General features: G+C 69.3%; 14 protein-coding genes. 9 read left to right on the top strand and 5 right to left on the bottom strand.

Annotated features, from left to right (window positions below):
- Nucleotides 1–86 precede the first annotated feature (86 nt).
- Nucleotides 87–2,015, top strand: a complete 1,929-nt coding sequence (locus tag ACYVDG_RS10005) for a GDSL-type esterase/lipase family protein (RefSeq protein WP_460748680.1) — start codon at nucleotides 87–89, stop codon at nucleotides 2,013–2,015.
- On the opposite strand, the gene ACYVDG_RS10000 is transcribed toward ACYVDG_RS10005, so the two are convergent.
- Together ACYVDG_RS10000 and ACYVDG_RS09995 are read right to left on the bottom strand one after the other, a co-directional pair.
- The gene (locus ACYVDG_RS10000; RefSeq protein WP_460748677.1) at nucleotides 1,984–2,604 is read right to left on the bottom strand and encodes a TetR/AcrR family transcriptional regulator; all 621 of its coding nucleotides are present in this window, start codon (nucleotides 2,602–2,604) and stop codon (nucleotides 1,984–1,986) included. The two genes, ACYVDG_RS10005 and ACYVDG_RS10000, sit on opposite strands and share 32 nt — an antisense overlap.
- Nucleotides 2,605–2,753: 149 nt before the next feature.
- A complete protein-coding gene (locus ACYVDG_RS09995; RefSeq protein WP_460748675.1) occupies nucleotides 2,754–3,554 on the bottom strand; it encodes a glycerophosphodiester phosphodiesterase in 801 nt (266 codons plus the stop codon).
- A 233-nt stretch (nucleotides 3,555–3,787) separates the two neighbouring features.
- Between ACYVDG_RS09995 and ACYVDG_RS09990 the strand changes: the two genes are divergently transcribed.
- Nucleotides 3,788–4,558 carry a DeoR/GlpR family DNA-binding transcription regulator gene (locus ACYVDG_RS09990; protein WP_460748916.1) on the top strand — a complete coding sequence of 257 codons (771 nt, stop codon included), beginning with the start codon at nucleotides 3,788–3,790 and terminating at the stop codon, nucleotides 4,556–4,558.
- Between the two features lie 7 nt (nucleotides 4,559–4,565).
- On the opposite strand, the gene ACYVDG_RS09985 is transcribed toward ACYVDG_RS09990, so the two are convergent.
- A complete protein-coding gene (locus ACYVDG_RS09985) occupies nucleotides 4,566–5,831 on the bottom strand; it encodes an MFS transporter (RefSeq protein ID WP_460748672.1) in 1,266 nt (421 codons plus the stop codon).
- A gap of 143 nt (nucleotides 5,832–5,974) precedes the next feature.
- Here ACYVDG_RS09985 and ACYVDG_RS09980 point away from each other — a divergent pair, with 143 nt between their 5' ends.
- From ACYVDG_RS09980 to ACYVDG_RS09970, 3 genes are all read left to right on the top strand, one after another.
- Nucleotides 5,975–7,570, top strand: coding sequence for a sensor histidine kinase (locus ACYVDG_RS09980; protein ID WP_460748669.1), 1,596 nt, complete (start codon nucleotides 5,975–5,977; stop codon nucleotides 7,568–7,570).
- 76 nt (nucleotides 7,571–7,646) lie between these two features.
- Nucleotides 7,647–8,309 (top strand): response regulator, encoded by a 663-nt coding sequence (locus ACYVDG_RS09975; RefSeq protein ID WP_460748666.1) that lies wholly within the window; start codon nucleotides 7,647–7,649, stop codon nucleotides 8,307–8,309.
- 71 nt (nucleotides 8,310–8,380) lie between these two features.
- Nucleotides 8,381–9,079, top strand: coding sequence for an HD domain-containing protein (locus ACYVDG_RS09970; protein ID WP_460748664.1), 699 nt, complete (start codon nucleotides 8,381–8,383; stop codon nucleotides 9,077–9,079).
- Between the two features lie 30 nt (nucleotides 9,080–9,109).
- Here the strand turns inward: ACYVDG_RS09970 and ACYVDG_RS09965 are convergent, their stop codons facing one another.
- Nucleotides 9,110–9,376: a DUF4031 domain-containing protein gene (locus ACYVDG_RS09965; RefSeq protein WP_460748660.1), complete on the bottom strand. Its 267-nt coding sequence runs from the start codon at nucleotides 9,374–9,376 to the stop codon at nucleotides 9,110–9,112.
- Complete coding sequence (locus ACYVDG_RS09960; RefSeq protein WP_460748658.1) at nucleotides 9,373–9,840, bottom strand: Lrp/AsnC family transcriptional regulator; 468 nt, start codon at nucleotides 9,838–9,840, stop codon at nucleotides 9,373–9,375. The genes ACYVDG_RS09965 and ACYVDG_RS09960 overlap by 4 nt, the downstream gene beginning before the upstream one ends.
- 199 nt (nucleotides 9,841–10,039) lie before the next feature.
- On the opposite strand from ACYVDG_RS09960, the gene ACYVDG_RS09955 reads away from it, so the two are divergent.
- From ACYVDG_RS09955 to ACYVDG_RS09940, 4 genes are all read left to right on the top strand, one after another.
- On the top strand, nucleotides 10,040–10,945 hold the full coding sequence (locus ACYVDG_RS09955) for a tryptophan 2,3-dioxygenase (RefSeq protein ID WP_460748654.1): 906 nt from the start codon (nucleotides 10,040–10,042) through the stop codon (nucleotides 10,943–10,945).
- Between the two features lie 81 nt (nucleotides 10,946–11,026).
- On the top strand, nucleotides 11,027–12,256 hold the full coding sequence (gene kynU / locus ACYVDG_RS09950; protein WP_460748651.1) for a kynureninase: 1,230 nt from the start codon (nucleotides 11,027–11,029) through the stop codon (nucleotides 12,254–12,256).
- Between the two features lie 623 nt (nucleotides 12,257–12,879).
- On the top strand, nucleotides 12,880–13,725 hold the full coding sequence (locus tag ACYVDG_RS09945; RefSeq protein WP_460748914.1) for a hypothetical protein: 846 nt from the start codon (nucleotides 12,880–12,882) through the stop codon (nucleotides 13,723–13,725).
- A 265-nt stretch (nucleotides 13,726–13,990) separates the two neighbouring features.
- Nucleotides 13,991–15,097, top strand: coding sequence for a serine hydrolase domain-containing protein (locus ACYVDG_RS09940; RefSeq protein ID WP_460748649.1), 1,107 nt, complete (start codon nucleotides 13,991–13,993; stop codon nucleotides 15,095–15,097).
- Nucleotides 15,098–16,304: the final 1,207 nt, after the last annotated feature.

The raw sequence follows: 16,304 nt of genomic DNA, 5'->3' as shown, positions 1-16,304 counted from the left end.
CCACCGTGTCGTGGATCTCGGCAACCACCGCGCCTCCGGGGGCATCGGACACGACGGTGGACGGGTGCAACCGGGGAGGAAGGCATGTGGTGGACGGGGGGCGAACAGCGGCGGACGGCACAGGTCCGCGGAGCTCGGCTCGGGACCATCTCCTGCGCGCCGCCTCCGCGACGGTCGTGATCGCACTCCTGCTGGTCGCTTTCAACACCTCGGTCACTTCGGATGTCACCGCCGAGTATTCCCAGGAGCCGGCGGAGGTCGACGCCCAACCGCTGGCCGACCTGGTCGACCGGGTCGGGATCTCCCAGGACGGCGCCGCAGGAACCGCCGACCTCGACGGCGCCGGAAACAGCCTGTCCGCCCGAACGCTCCAGGCGGCCGGGTGGAACTCCGGGGGAGAGGTCGTCCTACAGGACACCTCACTCGAACTCCCCGCCTACCGGCCGGGTGAGCCCGACCACCTGACCGCCGACGGGCAGTCCCTCGAGATCGCCCCCGAGCCTGTCCGGATGCGCTCCCTGACCTTCCTGGCCACCGGTACCCGCACCGACGGAACCGGGGCCGACGTCCGGGGCACCGGAAGCGTGGTCTACACCGACGGCGACACGCAGGACTTCTCCCTCACCGTTCCCGACTGGGCCGAGGGACTGGCTGGTGACGCCGCCCTCACCCTGCCCTACGCCAACTCGGCCACCGGTTTCGGGCAGGGCGCCCTTGGCTCCGTGCACCTGTACGCCCGCTCGGTGCCGTTGGACCCGGCCCGGGAAATCGACCACGTCGTCCTTCCCGAGGTCCAGGCGGACGACGGAAACCTGCACGTCTTCTCCGTGGGCGGGCGTCCGGGAACGGAGGACTGGACCGGCACCTGGGCCCGCGCGACCTCGGGGTACGCCGAGGTCGGACCTTGGGAGGACCAGACACTGCGCCTGGCGGTGCGCACCACGACGGGTGGACCCGAGGCGCGGATCCGCCTCGACAACACCTTCGCCTCACGCCCGGTGTCCATCGGTGCGGCCTCGGTATCCCTGCGCGACGACGGTGCGGCCACGCACGGCGCCGCCGTCCCGCTCACCTTCGACGGGGCGCCCGGCGCGGTCATCCCGGCCGGGGGCCGGCTGGTCAGCGACCCGGTCGACATCCTGGTGCCCCCGCAGACCGAACTCCTCGTGAGCATCCACCTGCCCGAGAGGGTGACCGCGGCGCCCATCCACTACGCGTCGGTGGACACGAACTACGCGAGCCCGCCCGGTAGCGGTGACCAGACCCTGGACCGCACCGGGGAGCCGTTCACCGGTGAGGTGGACCAGTGGCCCTTCCTCACCGGTATCGACGTGGTCGACGGCCCGGGTGCCGTGGCGGTCTTCGGCGACTCCATCACCGACGGCCTGAACTCCAGCCGCGACGAGTACAGGCGCTGGCCGGACGTGCTCAGCGCCCGGCTGCACGCCAGCGACGACTTGCCGAACCCGGGCGTGCTCAACCTCGGGATCGCTGGAAACAAGGTGGCGACGGACGGCTACCCCGGCGACGGGGTGTCCGCGAACGCCAGCGGTGTGAGCATGCTGCACCGGGCGCAGCGCGATGTGTTCGCACAGAGCGGGGTGGACACGCTGGTGGTCTTCGCGGGGGTCAACGACCTGCGCTGGGGAGCTTCCTCCGACGAAGTGGTGGCGGGGCTGGGGCGCCTGGCCCGGACGGCGCGCGAGCACGGCGTCGTGGTGTTCGTGGGGACGCTGGTGCCCTGCGGGGGCTCGGCGCGCTGCACGGACGATGTCGAGCAGGCCCGCCAGCAGGTCAACGCCCACCTGCGCGAGGAGACGGCCGACCCGGACTCGCTCTACGCCGGGGTGTGGGACTTCGACGCGGTCGTGCGGGACCCAGCGGACCCGACGCGCTTGGCGGCGGAGTACGACTCGGGTGACCACCTGCACCCGAACGACGAGGGCCTCGCGGCGATCGCCGAGTCGGTGGACCTGTACGAGCTCAACGGGGGCAGCACAGGTGATGGTGGATGATCAGGTCGACGTAGACCCCTCCGAGGTCGTTGAGGCTGAGCCCGGCCTCCGGGTCGTACCAGTGCAGCAGGGTGTCGAAGGTCTCCAGGACCGTGTCCGCGGCCTTGCCGGTGTCGCGGACGCGGAAGTGGTTGGCGGCGACCCCGGCCACGATGATCTCGCGGATGTGCTCGCGGAAGGTCCGGTGGAGTGAGCTGATCTCGCGGTGTCTGGCGGGGTCGATGGCGCGCAGGGTCGGCAGGAGCTCCTGGCTCAGCGCGATGGCGGCCCGGTGCTTCCAGCCGGTGCACACGTGGTTGCGGACGAGGTCGGCCATGCGTTCGGTGGCCGACCGGCCGGGGGTGTCGGCGGCCAGTTGGCCGTTGACCCGTTCGCGGGTGGCACGCAGAACCACGGCATAGGACAGGTCGAACCTGCTCGGGAAGGCGCGCCTGAGGCTCGCCGTGTCAGTGCCGGTCTCGGTGGCGATCCGGTGGGTCAGTTCGGACATGGTCATGCCGCGGGATCCGTGTTCGCTGAACAGGCGGGCCGCGCAGTCCAGGACAGGGGCTGTGGTGCGCAGCGCGTGAGGGGAGAGGTCGGCGGTCATTTGTCGGTTTCCCAGATAGGGGTGAGCCTTCAAGAGGGAGGGAAGGCAAGGATATCCATGGACGTGCGACAAAAAGAGTAGAACGGCAGAACTCGTTGGCGAATGCTGCGATTATGTGGCGCATGGTGACGGTGTGTGCGAGAAGTTCTTCATGGGCGTATCGTGCCGGTTCCTGAGGTGGTCCTGTGCTCCGTGGCGGCTCTTTCGCGCGTGTATTTCCGGTTCGTTTCCGCTGGTCCGTGCTTTGCTGGCGCTCCCTGTGCCCGACCTGTGGCCAACGACACCAGTTCATCGACGCGTTCGGTGGCAAGGGCGTCCACACCCATTCCGATCAGGCGCGCCATCTCCGGGAATTCGTTCACCGTCCACGCCACCACCCGATAGCCGTGCCGGTGTATTTCACCGATGGTTTCCCGGCTCAACAGGGTGTAGTGCGCTCCAAGGAACGCCGGGCGCAGTGAGCGCGCCATATCCTCCGGTGGCGGCCCAGGCTGGTCCCAGGCCAGCATCAGCTGGGCGCCCGGGTTCCGGGCCCGCAGGGCCTGCAGGGCCTCCGCCGGACCGGTGAACACCGCGTGGTCGCCGAAACCGTGTTCGCGCAGGACCTGGTCGGCGGCGAGCGCCGCGTCCGGTGAGGCCGAGTCGATGAGTAAGGGTGCGGTGTCCCGACCACAGAACTCAGCGAGGACCTCCATCAGGGTGGGCACCCGCCGCTCCACGTCGTCGCGGGCCGCAGCCAGTTCGGCCAGGGCCAGTTCCTCGACCTGGCGGGGCGGGGAACCCGGGACGGTCACGACACGTTCGTCCACAAGGACCGGGTATCCGTCAGCGGTCAGGTGGACGTCGATCTTGACCAGATCGACGCCGGCGCGCAAGGCTGAGCGCAGGGCCGGGAGCGTGTTACCCGGGAATCGTGCGGTGTCTCCGCGTAGTGCGATGGACAACGTCATGCAGTCAAGAGTGGCAAAAAGCATCGCTCTGTGTGGCGCAAACAGGAAAAACGCCCACCAAGGCATCCTGTGACCCCCGAGCGGAACGGTGTGGAGGGCCGGTCACACCGCGATTGCGAGCGGGGTCACGTCGTAGGGGCACCGTTCCAGGCGTACCGAACTGGGAAACTTTGTTACCGGGTGTCGTGACCGCACGGCACCCACAAGGCCGGCCCCCGAGCGTGAGGCGAATGATGATCCCGGACCAGCGGCGAGAGCACATCCTGAAGCTCCTCCAGGAGCGCCACGTGTTGAGTATCAACGAGCTCACGTCGATGCTGTCCGTGTCCCACATGACGGTGCGTCGTGACATCCAGGCCCTGGAGAACGACGGCAAGGTCCTGTCGGTCACCGGTGGCGTGCGCCTGGCCGCGCGGCTCAAGAGCGAGCCGTCCTACCTGGCCAAGGCCCAGCTGGAAGTGCCCGCCAAGCGCGCCCTAGCGCGGGCCGCCGCCGACTTGGTGCGGGAGAACTTCACCATCTACCTCGACGCGGGCACGACCACCCTGCAGATGGTGCCGATGCTCACCGACAAGGTCGGCCTCACCGTCATCACCAGCGACTTCAACGTCGTGGGTCACCTGATGGAGTACCCGGGGATCGAACTGATCCACACGGGCGGCGTCGTGTCGCACTCCGACCACTCCTCGGTGGGCCAGTTCACCGCCGACTTCCTCCGCCAGGTCAACGTGGACCTCGCCTTCATCGCGAGCAGTTCCTGGGACGCCGAGCGCGGCTCGACGACCCCCTCGGAGGCCAAGGTGATCGCCAAGCAGGAACTGCTGCGCATCGCCTCCAAGAGCGTCCTCGTGGTGGACAGCACCAAGTACGGCAAGTTCGGGACCTTCCGGGTGGCCCGCCTCGAGGAGTTCGACCTGATCGTCACCGACGACCGGCTCCCGCGCTCGGCCGTCGAGGAGCTGGGCGAGCGCGACGTGCGCCTCAAGACCGTCGGATACGAGTAACGCCGCTTCAGTCTGAAGTCGCCCCCGTGGTCTCGGGCTCCTTCCCCTCCGCTGGCGCGGACTCGTCGGCCCGCGCGTACCAGTGCCCGCGCACCACCAGCGTGGTCACCGCGAAAGCGATGCCACCGGCGGCTGTGGCCAGGACGAACGCGCCTTGGTGGCCGTAGCTGTCGGCGAGGCTGCCCGAGACCATGGACCCGAGCGCCTGTCCGAGGATCAGGCTGCTCAGGATGATCGCCATCGACTGCGACAAGCGGCTGGACGGCGCCGCGCGCTCGATCATCCCGAACAGGCTCACGATGTGCGGACCGATCGCGATGCCTAGGACGAACATGGTGACCGCGAGCGTCGCCGGCCCGTGGTCCAGGTACAGCGGGAGGCTGAGCAGCGCCAGACCGCCCGCGGCCACGCGTACCCGGGCGGTCAGGGAGAAGCCAACCGGCAGCGAGGCCATCAGCAGTCCGGCGACGGCGCTGCTGGAGCCCATCACCGCGTACATCAGCCCGGACAGGTCGCCGTGCCCCGCGTTGTCCGCGAAGGCGGTCACCCCCGTGGACATCCCGCCGAAGAACAGGCCCTGGCAGAACATCGGCACGGCGAGCACGAGCAGGGCCGGGTGCGTGATCCGCCCAGCGGCGCCGCGCACCGGGACCGAACCGGGCGGGGCGGTGGGGTGTAGGGCGAACAGGGACGCGAACACCCCGAGCAGGACGGCCGCGCCGAGCACGCTCGCGGTCGGGGAGAGGGTGAGGGTGAGGATCCCGACCAGGGCCGGGCCCAGGACGAACGAGGTCTCGTCCAGCACACCCTCCACCGACATCGCGGCGGAGACTGAGCGTTCGCGATCCAAGCCCCGTTCCGGGCCCCTGCGGATCATGTACACCCAGCGGGTGCGCGCCATCGGTCCCACCTGGGGCATGCACAGTCCGCCGAGGGCGGCGAGAGCGACCAGGACGGGCAGCGGAGCGTCGGCGACGATGGCCGCAACGAGCAGAGTGATCAGGGCTGCGTCGACGATCGCGGTGACCAGCACGGGAGCGCGTTGCCCGTGGCGGTCGGCGAAACGGGCGATGATCGGTCCGCCGACAGTCTCGCCCAGTGCGAACGCACCGGAGACGAGGCCGGCCGCGGCGACGCTGCCGGTGGAGCTGGTGACGAGGGTGAGCAGCCCGATCAGGGTCATTGACACGGGCAGACGCGCCAGGAAGGTGGCGAGGAGTAGCGGCCAGCCGGCGATCCGGTTCATCCGCCGTAGGGTCTCCAGGGGTGACATCCGACCTCGTTCTGTGTCGTGGTGCTGTGCCGTCTCGCCCTCGGCCACAAACCATCCCATGATAGGCGGATTATCGGGAGAAGGGGGCATGACCTGACTTTCGTGGGTGCCCGGACCGCTCTGAGCTGTGTAGGTTCCGTTCCATGGACTACGCCGAACTCCGTCGGGGCGTGCGCCGTGCACTGGCCCCCGCGCCCGGGTGGCCCACCCGGGGCGCCGTCCTGCGCGACGTGCTGCTGTGGCTGGGGATGTGCCTGGTCATCCTCGCCGAGTTCCACGCCTGGTCGGTCCAGGGCCGCGGCAATCTGGACCTGGTCCCCGTGACCGTGGTTCTGGCAGGGGTGATCGTGGTGCTCAGCCGCACCTACCCCCTGTCGGCACCCTGCCTGGCGCTGGCCGTGTACCTGTGGGGGGCCGCCTCCATCGTCGTCCTGCTCGCCTGCGTCTCCTTTCTGGCGGGGCGCCGCACCGACCGCGGCTGGGTCGCGGTGGCGCTCTTCGCGGCCATCTCCGTGTTCCTCACCGCCTGGGCGGTCCCGCGGCTGGACGACATCCCCGGACTCCTGGTCAACTCCGCGGGAGTACTGGCCTTCGGCCTGGCGCTGCCCTGGTTGGTGGGGGTCTACCGGCGCCAGCACGTCGACCTCGGCGCCGCCGGGTGGGAGCACGCCCGCCAGCTCCGACTCGAACAGCGGCTCACCGAAGAACAGGCCCGGCTGCGGGAGCGCTCGCGCATTGCCCAGGACATGCACGACTCCCTGGGGCACGAACTCAGCCTGATCGCCCTGCGGGCCGGGGCCCTGGAAGTCTCGCCCGACCTCGGGGAGCGCCACCGTCAGGAGGTCGGAGACCTGCGCGCCACCGCCGTCTCGGCCACCGCGCACCTACGCGAGATCATCGGAGTCCTCCGTACTGGGGCCGAGTCCGAACCGGCGCCAACGGCCCCCGCCGGGGAGAGCGTCTCCGCCCTGGTCGAACGCGCCCGCGACTCCGGGGTGCGGGTCAGTCTGGTGCAGGAGGGCCAGCTCGACGCGCTGCCGCCGATGGTGGACCGCGCCGTCTACCGGGTCGTGCAGGAGTCCCTGACCAACGCCACCAAGTACGCGCCCGGCGCTCGGGTGACCGTGTGGCTGACCGCCGACGACTCCCGCCTGGAGGTGCGGGTCGCCAACGGCGCGAGCGGAAGGCGCGGCGCTGAGGCCGAGGCCGGGGGCGGACGCGGCCTCACCGGTCTGCGCGAGCGCGTCCGGATGACCGGCGGAACGTTTGCGGCCGGCCCCGGCGGCGACGGCTGGGAGGTGTGCGCCGTCATGCCGCTGGACGGTGACGCGGTGGCCGAACCGCAGGACGGCGCGGAGGAGATCGACGAGCTCCAGCGGGCCGCCGACCGCAAGGTCCAACCGTGGACCGTGGCCCTGGTCGTCGCACCGATCGCCGTCGTCGCGCTGGTGATCGGGGCCGTCTACTACAGCCTCCACCTGGTCATGGTGGACTCGACCCTTCCACCGGAGGACTACCAGTCGATCTCCGCGGGCGACAGCCGGGAGGACCTCGAGGGGGTCCTCCCACAGTCCACACTGGGGCTGGAGGAGGAACAACTCGAACCCTTCGCCTCGGGCGACCCGAGCTGTGACCACTACCGGGGTACATCGGGGATGTTCGACCGGGACGTGGCCTTTTACCAGCTCTGTTTCGAAGACGGTGTCCTGGAGACCAAGGAGCGGTTGGAGCTCCGCTGAATCCGCCGTTGTGGGATGCTTCCCGGACCACCGGGACAGGAGACCGGACCACCGGGACAGGGGAGGGGACACGGCAGTGATCAGGGTGCTGGTCGCCGACGACGAGGCGATGATCCGCGCGGGTGTGCGGGCGATCGTGCAGAGCGATCCGGACATCGAGGTGGTGGCGGAGGCCGCCGACGGGCGCGAGGCGGTGGACCTGGTGCTGTCCCACCGTCCCGATGTCCTGCTGCTGGACATCCGGATGCCCCGGATGGACGGGCTCGCGGCCGCGGCCGAAATCCGTAGGGCCGCACCGGAGACGAAGGTCGTGATCCTCACGACCTTCGGGGAGGACACCTACATTTCTCAGGCACTCGGTGACGGCGCAAGCGGGTTCCTGCTCAAGGCGGGTGACCCGCGAGAACTCATTTCCGGGGTGCACGCGGTCGCCGCGGGCGGTGCCTACCTGTCCCCGCAGGTGGCGCAGCAGGTGATCGCACAGTTCGGCGGCGGACGCGCGGCCAAGGAGGCCGCGGCCTCGGAGCGCCTGGCCGAACTCACTGAACGGGAGCGCGAGGTACTCGCCCTGGTCGGCGCGGGCTACTCCAACGCCGACATCGCCGAACGGCTTTTCCTGGTCGAAGGAACGGTCAAGAGCTACGTGAGCGCCATCCTCAACCGCCTCGGTATGAAGAACCGGGTGCAGGCCGCCATCCTCGCCTACGAGGCGGGGTGGGTGGACGAGACCGCCACCTGATCTTCGGCAGTGAGCGGCACTTTAGTGAGGCTGGATCTTTGGCGGGGGACTGGCGCGGGAAGACTGGTCGCATGGTGAGCGCCGGGGACCCGTTGGACCGCTCCTCTTCGAGGCGGGGGGAAGAAGTCGAGCTGCTCGCGGCCTCTTGGAAACGCCTCGCCGGGACCGGCTACGAAGCGAGGGCGGTGGGTGACGAGCTCCTGGACCGGTGGAGCGAACCGCACCGGCGCTACCACACCATCGCCCACCTGTGGGACACGCTCAGGGCCGTCGACATCCTCGAGCAGGAAGCGCGCGACGCCGAACCCGTGCGTTACGCGGTCTGGTTCCACGACGCTGTCTACGAGGGGCGTCCGGGGGAGGACGAGGATGAGAGCGCCGTCCTGGCCGAGCGGCTGCTCGGGCTCATGGGCAAGGAGGCCGACCTGACCGCGAAGGTGGCGCGCCTCGTTGCGGTCACCAAGGACCACTCTCCCGAGAAGTGGGACGCCGACGGAGCGGTGCTCTCCGACGCCGACCTGTCCACCCTCGCGAGCGGCCCCGAGGGATACCTGGCCTACACGGCGGCGGTCCGGGCCGAGTACGGGCACCTCCCCGACAAGGTGTTCCGGGCCGGGCGGCTGCGGGTGCTGCGTACCCTCCTGGAGCACCGGCACATCTTCCACACACCCCAGGGGCGGGCGCGCTGGGAGCCCCGGGCCCGCTCCAACATGCTGGGTGAGGTCGACCGCCTCACCCATGAGGTACCCGAGGAGCTGCCCCCGCCCTGACGCGAGGGCGGGCACTCAGGAGCGCACTCCCTAGGACCCGGCCCGTCTGGGACGGCGCAGACCCGCGGTGCGCAGGCGTGTGACCAGCTCCCGCCCGCTCACGTGCTCCGCGCCCAGCGCGAGCGCACGGGCGTGCAGGTGTTCGGGGATGTCGTAATGGTCCCGTTCGAAAGCACGCGGGTCGACCCCGAGTTCGCGTGCGAACGAGTGGAGTTCGGCGTAGGAGCTGTCGCTCACCAGGTGGGCGAAGCGCCACCCGCGCGGTCCCGGCCAGACCGGGCTGTCGACCAGGATCACGAGGCCCCCTGCGCGGTCACGGCCCGCCACGGAACGGGACTGGACAGGACCATGGTGCTGGACGGCCGACCGTGTTCGGCGAGCTGGTCGATGACCGTCTCGAAGTGCTCCATGGAACGCACGGCGATGAGCAGTATGCAGCAGGCGTCCCCGGTGACGCGGTGGACCTGGAGGATCTCGGGAAGCTCCAGGGAAGAGCGCTCACGCAGCAGGCAGTGCGCACCGAAGCACTCCATCCGCACCAGCGCGGTGACCGGAAGCCCCGCAGCGGCCGGGTCCACGTGCGCGTGGTACCCGGTGATCACTCCACGGTCGGTCAACCGACGGACGCGGTCGGCCACCGCTGGGGCCGAGAGGTTCACCCGCCGAGAGAGTTCGTTGAAGGACAGGCGCCCGTCCTCTTGGAGCTCACTGAGGATCCGCTGGTCAACGCCGTCCAGAGGAAATTGCGGTTCTGCGGCCATACTTTCCGTTCCCAAAGATCATCGTTGTTTCCCGTTACGAATGGTAGGTCAGCTAGCGTCCTGTGGCCTCGGCGGCCATTCCTTCTGCTGAGTTTTTGTCCGATCATGTGAGCTCGCGTTCACAGCGCCGTGGACCCCTTTGTCGGCGGCGCCGTGCGTGAGACCACCGAAGCCGCGCAGTACACGAGGGGTACTCCCAATGCTCTCCACCACGTCCGCCCAGCAGTGTCCGTACGCCCCCAGCGAGGACGTCGACGCCGCGGCGGCCCGTGCCCGCAGGGCCGAGAGCAACGAGGGCGAGCCCACCTTGGCCTTCGACCGCAACACGCCCTACGTCGACTACGTGGGCATCGACACCCTGCTCAGCCTGCAGAACCCGCGCACCGACGAGCCCGCCGAGTCCGCCTTCATCATCACCACCCAGGTCATGGAGCTGCTGTTCGCCCTCGTGCAAGAGCGTTGGGAAGCGGCCCGGGACGCGCTGGAGGCCGATGACGTCCCCGGCGCCGTCGCGTGGCTGCGCAGCGCCTGCAACGCGCAGGACGTGCTCAACAGTTCCTGGGGCCTGCTCGGCGACATGACACCCACCCAGTTCAACCGGTTCCGCGACGCCTTCGGCGAGGCCTCGGGCTTCCAGTCCTACAGCTACCGCAAGCTCGAGTTCCTGCTGGGCCACAAGTCCGCGGCGATGATCCGCCCGCACAAGGCCATGAGCGGGGTCGTCTCCGACCTCACCGACCTGATCGAGCGGCCCAGCCTGTACGACGCCGCGCTGCGCCTGCTCTACCGCCGCGGCCTCCCGGTCCCCCCGGAGCGCGCCGAACGCGACTGGACCTCCGACTACGAGCCCTCCGCCGAGGTCGAGCGCGCCTGGATCGAGGTCTACTCCGACGACCGCCCCGGCAACGACCTCTACCTTCTGGCGGAGGCGCTGGTCGACGTGGCGGAGCGGGTGACCCGCTGGCGCCAGCTCCACCTGGTCGCGGTCAAGCGCACGATGGGAGCCAAGCCCGGCAGCGGCGGCTCCAACGGGCTCAAGTGGCTGGCCCGCAACGCCGAGCAGGACGTCTTCCCGGAACTCTGGTCGCTGCGCAGCACCATCTAGAGGAAGCAGCGCCTAGGGGCAGCACAGCCCGGAGCCCGACACGTCCCACACCACCTCAGCCACTCAGAAAGCAGGACCCCGATGACACCCACGACCCGCGAGGACTGCGCCGCCCTGGACGCGGCCGACCCCCTCGCCGCCCTCCGCGAGGAGTTCGTCCTTCCCGAGGGCGTGATCTATCTGGACGGCAACTCCCTGGGCGCACTACCCCGCTCCACCCCCGGGCGGGTCGCCGACATGATCGAACGCGAGTGGGGACAGGACCTCATCCGCAGCTGGAACGACGCGGGCTGGTGGGACAAGCCGCGCACTCTGGGAGCCAAGATCGCCCCTTTGGTCGGGGCCGATGCGGACGAGGTGGTCGTCGGTGACGGTGCCTCCGCCAACCTGTTCAAGACCCTCGTGGCGGCCCTGCGCATGTCCGACCGCGAGGTCGTTCTGGGCGAGGCGGGCAACTTCCCGACCGACCTGTACATCACCGAGGGCGCGGTCGGCCTGGCCGGAGCCGAACAGCGCCGGGTCGACCCCGACGACCTGCCCGAGGCCCTCGCCCAAGGCGATGTCGCAGTCCTCCTCCTGAGCCACGTGGACTACCGCAGCGGCGTCCTGCGCGACATGCCGGGTATCACCCGCCTCGCGCACGAGCACGGTGCCCTGGTGATCTGGGACCTGTGTCACAGTGTCGGCGCGGTGCCCGTCGACCTGTCCGGCAGCGGGGCGGACTTCGCGGTGGGGTGCACGTACAAGTACCTCAACGGAGGGCCCGGAGCTCCCGCGTTCCTGTACGCGGCACGCCGCCACCACACCGCCGACCAGCCGCTCAGCGGTTGGCACGGGCACGCCAGGCCCTTCGACTTCGCCCCCGACTACGAACCGGCTCAAGGCGTTTCCCGCTTCCTCAGCGGCTCTCAGCCCCTGGTGGCCGACGCCGCCCTCGAAGCGAGCCTGGATGTGTGGGCCAAGGCCGACCTCGGCCAGGTCAGGACCAAGAGCCTGGTGATGACCGACCTCTTCCTCGCCAAGGCCGCCTCCGTCGGCCTGGCCTCCATCACCCCGGCCGAACACGAGCGCCGTGGCAGCCAGGTCGCCCTGCTCCAACCGGAGGACGGTTCCGGCTACCCGATCGTGCAGGCGCTGATCGAGCGCGGAGTGATCGGGGACTTCAGAGCCCCGGACGTCATGCGGTTCGGGTTCACCCCGCTCTACCTCCGCTACGTGGATGTCTACGATGCCGCGAGCGCGCTCATCGACGTGGTGGAGTCGGGAGAGTGGCGAGCCGAGCGCTTCAAGCGCAGGTCACAAGTGACCTGACCGAAAACGCATCCCCGGCGGGGCAACCCGCCGGGGATTTTTTTGCGTCAGAAGCGGTCACATGACCCTCGCCAATACCACGATTGCGTGGCCTTTGCCACGCGGGCCAGCCGGGCTACCGGTGCGTAAGCGGCCCCGTTGCCGACTTCTGGTGTTTATGACGCGCACCACCCGTTGGCGCCCCCGAGTCCATGAAGGCCATGCGAGAACGCCTGCCATCAGGGGGTTTCCGTGTAGTGAAGGCCGATGCGTGCCTACTACAAATCGCACTTGTAAAAACACGGACCGTCATTTTACTCGGAATCCTTCGGCACTTTGCCAAACCCTGGGTTAGTGTCCTTCGTGACCGGTTCGTTATGGGTCATTAACGAACCGGTGCCGAGCCCTTGACCGGCCAGCGTGCCGGAAGGGAATCGAGACCTCTTCTTTCGGGAGCGAGCAGCGCGAATCCACGCGCAGCTGTCTGGCGGAGCCGATCCGGCCCCCCGTTCCCACCCGCCACTCGCCGCCAGCGACGCGGGACGGACATCACAGCCCGGAGTGCAGCCCTGTGCGCCCGTGTGCTCTGACCAGCCATGTCCACGGTCTTCTCGGCCACTGACGTCAACCTGGCTATCTACTTCATGAGCAACGACACTCCCATTCAGTACGGCGAAGTCACCTCCACTTACTTCTGGGACGACGGTTCCGGCATCAACGGAGACACGGGGATGCCCGCGGGCGGCGAGCCCATGCAGAAGGGCCTCTTCTCCAGCCCGAGCTGGCCGCTGGGCACCGAGGGGTACATCGTCTACGAGGGCGAGGAGTACGAGTTCTTCATCGGAGACCGCGGTCCCGGTGATCCCTCCAGCGACTGCGAAACCCTTCTCGACATCGACGGCCAGACCTTCGCCGACATGATGGGCGAGACCTGGGACGACGAGACCTACGTCGTCAGCGGTGGCAACGGCCACGCCGACGTCGAGTACTTCATCACCGAATGGGGCGACGGCCACGGCACCGAGGGTGCCCCGCACCCCTTCGAGCAGCCCGACAACAAGTGCGAGAACGCCGTCGCCGACATCCCCGAGGAGCACCTTCCCCAGGAGGAGGAAGACGAGGAAGAGGAGGAAGCCGCCTCTGACGCCTCCGAATCCGAGGAAGGTGCCGAGGAGGAGCAGGAAGAGGCTCCCGTCAGTGAGGACGAGGCCGCTGAGGACGAGGACGAGGGCGAGACCGGCGTGACCGCCGAGACCGCGACCAGCGACCTGTCCGGCTTCGGTCTGATGGACGCGGAGGGCACTCCCTCTGCTGCTGGTCTGCTGACCCTGGCGATCATCCCCGCGATCCTCATTGCGCTGTTCTTCGCCTGGACCCGGCGTCCCGCCGGCGCCCACGCCGGCGAAAAGGACGACAGCAACGGCCTGATGGCCGAGAACACCGGCAGCCACGGCATCAGCTCGTTCTTCGACAAGCTGCGCGGCAAGTAACAACAGAACCACCCCCGGGCCCACCCAGGTCACGACCTCGGGAGTCCGTACAGCCAGGTGTTCCTCCTGGCGGGGGGAGCAAGAGACTCCCGCAGGACACGGATCCTCGGAGAGTGGGTAAAGGCAAGGGCCGCGGTCACCGACCGCGGCCCTTGCTCTTCTGTGTCACCGCGCAACCCTTGAGTATATATACCCCATGGGGGTATAGTCTCGATCTCCGGGGCGGCCAGCCGGGCCGCGCCACGCCAGAGCGGGAGGGGAAGCCGTGCGAGTCGACGGATTCACGGGAGACGGGTTCGAACGGGTGCGCCAGGTCTTCCAAGGGCTGGTGGATGACGGCCGGGAGGCCGGGGCGGGGCTCTCGGTCTGGCGGGAGGGTCGGGAGGTGGTCCGCCTGAGCGGCGGGTGGGCCGACAACGAACGCAGACGGCCCTGGAACGACGACACCCTGGTCCAGCCCTTCTCGCTGTCCAAACCGTTCGCCGCCCTGGCCGCCCTGGTCGCCGTCCGCGACGGGGCCCTGAGCTTGGACGAACCCATCGCCAACCACTGGAAGGGTTACGGACGTCTCGGCAAGGAAGACACAACGCTGCGCCAGGTCCTCACACACAGCGCGGGTCAGCCGCGCTTCCCGGCCGAGGCCGCGGGGCTGGACCCGCTGGACGACGCCCGCCTGCGAACGAGCCTGGCCGAGGCCGCCCCGGAATACACCCCCGGCACCCGCCTGGGGGAGCATGCGCTCACCCACGGCCACCTCATCGACGGCATCCTGCGGGCGGCGGCCGGAACCACGCTGGGGGACGTGTTCAACGAGGTGGTCAGGCCCGCGTTGGGACTGGACGCCTGGTTCGGGGTGCCCGAGCACGACCTGACGCGCGTCGCCGACCTGGAGTACGCCGACCCCGACTGGCCGCTCCGCCTACCCGCCGCCCCCTGGCTGGCCGTGCCCGGTGGCACCCTGGCCCCGGAGACCACCAACTCCGAGGCCTGGCGGCGGTCCGTGTTCGGCGGAGTCAACCTGCATGCGAGCGCGACCACCGTGGCCTGGTTCCTGTCCCGGATCACCGACGAACAGGGGCCGCTCCGGGACTTCCTGGGGCCCGAACTGCACAAGGAGTTCCTCAAGCCCCAGGCGACCGGGCACGACGAGGTCTTCGGCACCGAACTCACCTGGACCCTGGGTTTCCTGCGGGACGACGCCAAGATCGCCAAAGGCGGGATCGGCGGATCGGCCGCCTGGTGGTCCCTCCGCAACGGACACGCCTGCGCCTACCTCACCAGAACCCTGGACGACCACTCCCGCGTGGCCGCCGTCGCCGCAGCCCTAGACGACGAGCTCACCGTCGTGCCGGTGCACGCCGCCCGGGCCTGAGCGACCCGGTCCCCCACGTCGGTGCAGATGACCCAGTGCAGCTTGGCGCGGGGAGTAGCTTGGCGCGGGGAGAGCAGGGGCAACCCCCGCAGGTCAGTCACGCACGTGTCGTGGCGCCGCGCCGCCCTCGTGCTGCCAGCCCCAGAGGACAGCGCTTGTCAGGGCCGACTTGAGGCTTTGAAGTTGCTTCAGTTCGGTTGGTACACGTGTTGGCATATGTGTTGGTGCATGTGGGGTGGTGGGGCTTGTGGGTAAGGGGTCCTGTAGCTGAGAGGGTCTGGGGCCTGGGATCCGGGGCCTGGGGCCTGGGGCTAACAGGGCCTGTGAGTGGGCAATGCAGGGAGGACCGTGGTGGGCGAGAGGTAGTCGGTTCGGGTGCGGGTTGCCCTGCGGGTGCGGGTTTCCCCGTTTCCTGCCGCTTGATGGTGGCCGTCTCCGCTGCGCGCGTCAAGGTCGTCGCCATCGAGCGCTTCGCGCGTCATTGGCGCTCCACCTTGACCCGCTTCGCTGCGACGGCGGGTTGGCGGCTGTCAGGAACGGGGGAGGTGTGGTCGGGGTAGCGATGGTCCGGCCTTCGGCCGGACCCCAACGGCACAAGCACGGCCTGGCGGCCGTCGATGGCCACTTCGCCGGAGCGTTGACGCCTGGGGGTGTCGCGGCCGGTCATGCTCTGCTGCGAACTGCTTCGGCCTGGGGGCCGATGCCTGCCCCTGCGCCGGCGCTGTGACGGTTGGGGGTGTCGCGGCTGGTCATGGTGTGTGGCGGACCCCTGCTGGCGGGTGGGGGCTGGTGTTTGGGGGTCGGCTGGTGTCTGGGTGTGGGTGAACCCCCCTGTTGGAGGCAAGAACAGGGGTGAGCGTGCTTCTAGGACCAGGTCTCACCCCCCGGCCCCCGGGGTGGCGAGGGCTCGGGGCCAGGGGTCAGGTGTCGGTGCGGGGGCGGGGCCGGGTCGGGATCTGGCCATCCGGAGGCAGTGTGGACGTGCGCGGGTAGAGACCCGGCGCAGGCGGGTGGGAGCTCTTGATGGGGGTGGCCGGTTACGGGTGCGGGGGTGGGGCTGGGTCCCCATCCGGGTCCGAGCCCTGGTTTCCGGTGCGGCCTCGGTTTCGCCCCGACCACATGCGGCGGTCCTGGCGTACCGACCACCGGTGCTTGATCTGGTTGTGGGTCGCGCACAGCGGCTGGATATTGGTGGCGCTGGTGGTGC

The organism is Nocardiopsis oceani (assembly GCF_054777395.1).
The sequence above is the reverse complement of the archived record's forward strand: the minus strand, read 5'-3'. Positions and strand labels throughout refer to the sequence as shown.

What these genes read in the sequence shown, in the direction of transcription:
- ACYVDG_RS09970 (WP_460748664.1), top strand. Translation starts at nt 8,381, where the DNA reads ATGGTGAGCGCCGGGGACCCGTTGGACCGCTCCTCTTCGAGGCGGGGG.
- ACYVDG_RS09980 (WP_460748669.1), top strand. Translation starts at nt 5,975, where the DNA reads ATGGACTACGCCGAACTCCGTCGGGGCGTGCGCCGTGCACTGGCCCCC.
- ACYVDG_RS09955 (WP_460748654.1), top strand. Translation starts at nt 10,040, where the DNA reads ATGCTCTCCACCACGTCCGCCCAGCAGTGTCCGTACGCCCCCAGCGAG.
- ACYVDG_RS09985 (WP_460748672.1), bottom strand. Translation starts at nt 5,831, where the DNA reads ATGTCACCCCTGGAGACCCTACGGCGGATGAACCGGATCGCCGGCTGG.
- ACYVDG_RS09995 (WP_460748675.1), bottom strand. Translation starts at nt 3,554, where the DNA reads ATGACGTTGTCCATCGCACTACGCGGAGACACCGCACGATTCCCGGGT.
- ACYVDG_RS09945 (WP_460748914.1), top strand. Translation starts at nt 12,880, where the DNA reads ATGAGCAACGACACTCCCATTCAGTACGGCGAAGTCACCTCCACTTAC.
- ACYVDG_RS09990 (WP_460748916.1), top strand. Translation starts at nt 3,788, where the DNA reads ATGATCCCGGACCAGCGGCGAGAGCACATCCTGAAGCTCCTCCAGGAG.
- ACYVDG_RS09960 (WP_460748658.1), bottom strand. Translation starts at nt 9,840, where the DNA reads ATGGCCGCAGAACCGCAATTTCCTCTGGACGGCGTTGACCAGCGGATC.
- ACYVDG_RS10000 (WP_460748677.1), bottom strand. Translation starts at nt 2,604, where the DNA reads ATGACCGCCGACCTCTCCCCTCACGCGCTGCGCACCACAGCCCCTGTC.
- kynU (WP_460748651.1), top strand. Translation starts at nt 11,027, where the DNA reads ATGACACCCACGACCCGCGAGGACTGCGCCGCCCTGGACGCGGCCGAC.